Raw genomic sequence first — 2,953 nt, 5'->3', positions numbered from 1 at the left:
TTCCCGGGCCGGGCGCCACCTCGGCACCCGGCCCGGTCACCGCCGCGGCCGGACCGGCGGGGGAGCGCAGGTCCAGCGCGGGGGCGAAGGTGACCACCCCGGAGGCCCGGTCGACCAGGTAGACCTTGGCCTGCGGGCCGAGCCCGGCGAAGCTGTCCACCGGCCGCCAGATCTCGAAGGTCCGCCCGTCGTGCTCCCGGGCCGCCGCGCCCAGCTCCACCGAGCCGGCCGGCACCTCCACGCCGAGCAGCAGGTCCAGCGGCTCGGCGGTGCGGGTCAGCGGGGCCTTCGCCGCGCGCAGCACCTGGCCGGGCTGGCCGGTGCCGGTGCCGAGCAGTTCCGCCTCGACCGGCTCGCAGTGGTGCAGGCGTACCGTCACCTCGGTCTCCCCGGCGGGCAGCAGCGCCGGCTCGGTGGTGACGAAGACGACGGGCCGGGGGTCGGCGCCGCGGGCGGCGGCGACCCGGGTCCCGGCCGGGATCCGGACCGCGCCGCGGTCCGGGCCGGTCCGGGTGAACCGGACGTCCGCCCAGGCCGCCGAGGGCGGGTGGCGGGTCACCCCGAGCAGGTTCAGGAACGCGACGTACGCCTTCTCCGGCAACTGGTTCAGCCGGTAGATCATCACCTCGGTCAGGTACGCGAACGCCTCCAGCAGCGCCATCCCGGGATCGTGCGCGGACAGATCCGTCCAGTCGGGGCAGGACTGGCGGATCCGTTCCCGCGCCTCGGTGACCAGGTCGAGGAAGGCGCGGTCGTCGAGGTGCGGCACCGGCAGCGTCATGACGGGTCTCCCTCGGCGCGGTCGTGGTCCGGCGGGTCGTCGTCGGGCAGCAGGTCGACGGAGAAGACCAGCTGGCCGGGGGAGAGGCTGGCGCGGACCCGGTAGTCGAGCCGGATGACGAGGCGCCACGGGTCGTCCGGGTCGGGTCCGGCGTCCACGTCGATCACCTTGACCCGCGGCTCCCACCGCCGGATCGCCTGCCGGACGTAGTGGATGGCCAGCCCGGCGGTGGTGTCGTCGTTGGGCGCGAAGACCAGCCGGTGCAGCCGGGACCCGTACCCGGGTCGCATCAGCCGCTCGCCGGGCGTGGTGGACAGCAGCAGGAACAGCGCCTGGCGTACCGTCTCGTCGCCGTCGGTCATGGCGAGCCCGCCGGCGGCGGTCAGCGCCAGCCCACCGGTGCGACCCGCGTCGAAGCCGGCGCCGACGAAGCGGAAGGCCCTCATGCGTCCGCCTCCAGGAAGGTCTGCCGCGGGTCGCGGACGGTGTGGTGGACCAGCCCCGGCGGGGTGCCGTCGGTGAGCCCGTCCAGGCTGTCCAGCACCACCCGGTGCCCGTCCACCCGCAGCCAGGCGCTGTAGCCGACACTGACCCGCAGGGTCTTGGCGCACGGCTTGATGGTCGGCCCGTAGTTGGGGCAGGCGGTGATGTCCCGCCCCTCCGGGTCGGCGTCGACCAGCACCGGCACGCCCCGCACGGTCACCCAGTGCTGCGAGGCGCGGTTGGCGACCCGACCGTCGTGGTCGCACACGATCAGCGAGTCGCGGTGGATCCAGCGCATCAGCCACCTCCGTGGGCGCGGGCGAGGGTGCGGGCCTGCGCCGCGGCGGTGTCGGCGTCCTCGGTCGCCTCCGCGCGCAGGAAGTCGACGGTCCGGGCGCGGACCACCATCGCCCGGCCGGGCGCGGAGAGCACCAGGTCGCCGGCCGCGTGCACGGTGGTCAGCTCCGGCCGCAGCTCCACGAAGCTGCCCCCGTCGGTGGCCAGCCGCAGCGTGCGGCCGTCGTCGTCGATGACGATCGACTGGCCGGTGCCGGTCCGCATCGACCAGCGCCGGGACCGCCCGTCGACGATCCCCGCGTCGTACGGCTCGATCGCGCCGAAGAGCGAGCCGAGGACGATCCCCGACGCCGGCTCCCCGCCGGGGAGCACCACCAGCACGGTGTCGTCCGGGTCGGGCAGTGCCACGATGCCCTTGCCCCGCCCCGCGCCCGGGCAGACCACCGCGAGCCAGCCGGCGTCCAGGTCCCCGTACGCGGGCAGGGTCAACCGGACCCGGCCGAGCCGGTCCGGGTCGTCGACGTCGGTGACCGTGCCGAGGGTGACCGTCGCCGGGACGGGCGCCGGGCTCGGCGGCGGGTCGGGCGGGACGGTGGCGAAGGCGGTCAGGTGGCCGTTCGCGTCCACGGTGTGCACCACCTCGGTGAGCACGTACACCCCGGCGACCGGCTCGGGAACCCCGGTGAGCCGGATCCGCCGGCCCGGGCGCAGCGCCGGGTCGCCCTCGGCCACCCCCTCGGCGGTGACCAGGGCGGCGACCCGGGCGTCCAACCCGGCCTGGGCCAGGGCGGCCAGCTCGTCGTCGCTGCGGCCGGGCTGGTCCACCGCCGTCCGTACGCCGTCCGCGCCCACCCCGCCCGGGTCCGGCGTCAGCGGGATGCGGCGGCCCGAGCGGGCCTCGCCCACCTGCTGCCGCAGCGGCTCGGCGCGCTGCGGGTGCCAGCCCAGCGCGGCGCTCTCCCCGCCGGCCCGGTCCAGGTTCTCCGCGATCCGCAGCGAGTGCACCGAGTCGCCCAGCGCCAGCGGCACCGGCTCGCCGTACCCGTCGAGGGTCAGCAGCCGCAACCGGTCCCCGTCGGCGGCGAGGTGCAGCCCGGCCCGCCCGGCCACCTCGCGCAGCAGCTCCAGGTCGGTGTGCCGGTGCTGGAGCAGCCGGTCCAGCCGGGGCCCGTCGGTCTCCGCGTCGACCGTCCACCCCAGGTCGGCGCAGAGTTCCCGGGCCAGGTCGGCGGCGGTCACCGACTCGAAGACCCGCAACTGCTGCCGCTTGCGCAGCCGGTGCAGCCCGTCGTACGGATCGGACACCAGCACACCGAGCCGCTCCAACTCCGCCAACGTCGACTCGTCGATCCCGGAACGCGCGATCAGCTCCGCCCGCCCCAGCCGCACCTC

Annotated in this window: 4 protein-coding genes and 1 pseudogene; all 5 read right to left on the bottom strand. The window is 76.2% G+C overall.

The window, feature by feature from the left end:
- Positions 1-781, bottom strand: a 781-nt coding sequence (locus tag JNW87_RS36865) for a baseplate J/gp47 family protein (protein WP_238455316.1), incomplete at its 3' end; no start/stop codon positions are given.
- Positions 778-1,227, bottom strand: coding sequence for a GPW/gp25 family protein (locus JNW87_RS36860; protein WP_238455315.1), 450 nt, complete (start codon positions 1,225-1,227; stop codon positions 778-780). The genes JNW87_RS36860 and JNW87_RS36865, both read right to left, overlap by 4 nt.
- A complete protein-coding gene (locus JNW87_RS36855) occupies positions 1,224-1,562 on the bottom strand; it encodes a hypothetical protein (RefSeq protein WP_109805628.1) in 339 nt (112 codons plus the stop codon). Before JNW87_RS36855 ends, JNW87_RS36860 begins: the two co-directional genes overlap by 4 nt.
- Positions 1,562-2,866, bottom strand: a complete 1,305-nt coding sequence (locus tag JNW87_RS36850) for a phage baseplate assembly protein V (RefSeq protein WP_309234153.1) — start codon at positions 2,864-2,866, stop codon at positions 1,562-1,564. The genes JNW87_RS36855 and JNW87_RS36850 overlap by 1 nt, the downstream gene beginning before the upstream one ends.
- A pseudogene (locus JNW87_RS36845) lies at positions 2,846-2,953 on the bottom strand (MerR family transcriptional regulator); the annotation flags it as partial. The gene JNW87_RS36850 and the pseudogene JNW87_RS36845, both read right to left, overlap by 21 nt.

Source organism: Micromonospora sp. ATA51, assembly GCF_016802855.1.
In the GTDB taxonomy this organism is placed as follows: domain Bacteria; phylum Actinomycetota; class Actinomycetes; order Mycobacteriales; family Micromonosporaceae; genus Micromonospora; species Micromonospora sicca.
Note: the sequence above shows the minus strand (reverse complement) of the source record. Positions and strands in the feature narration are given on the sequence as shown.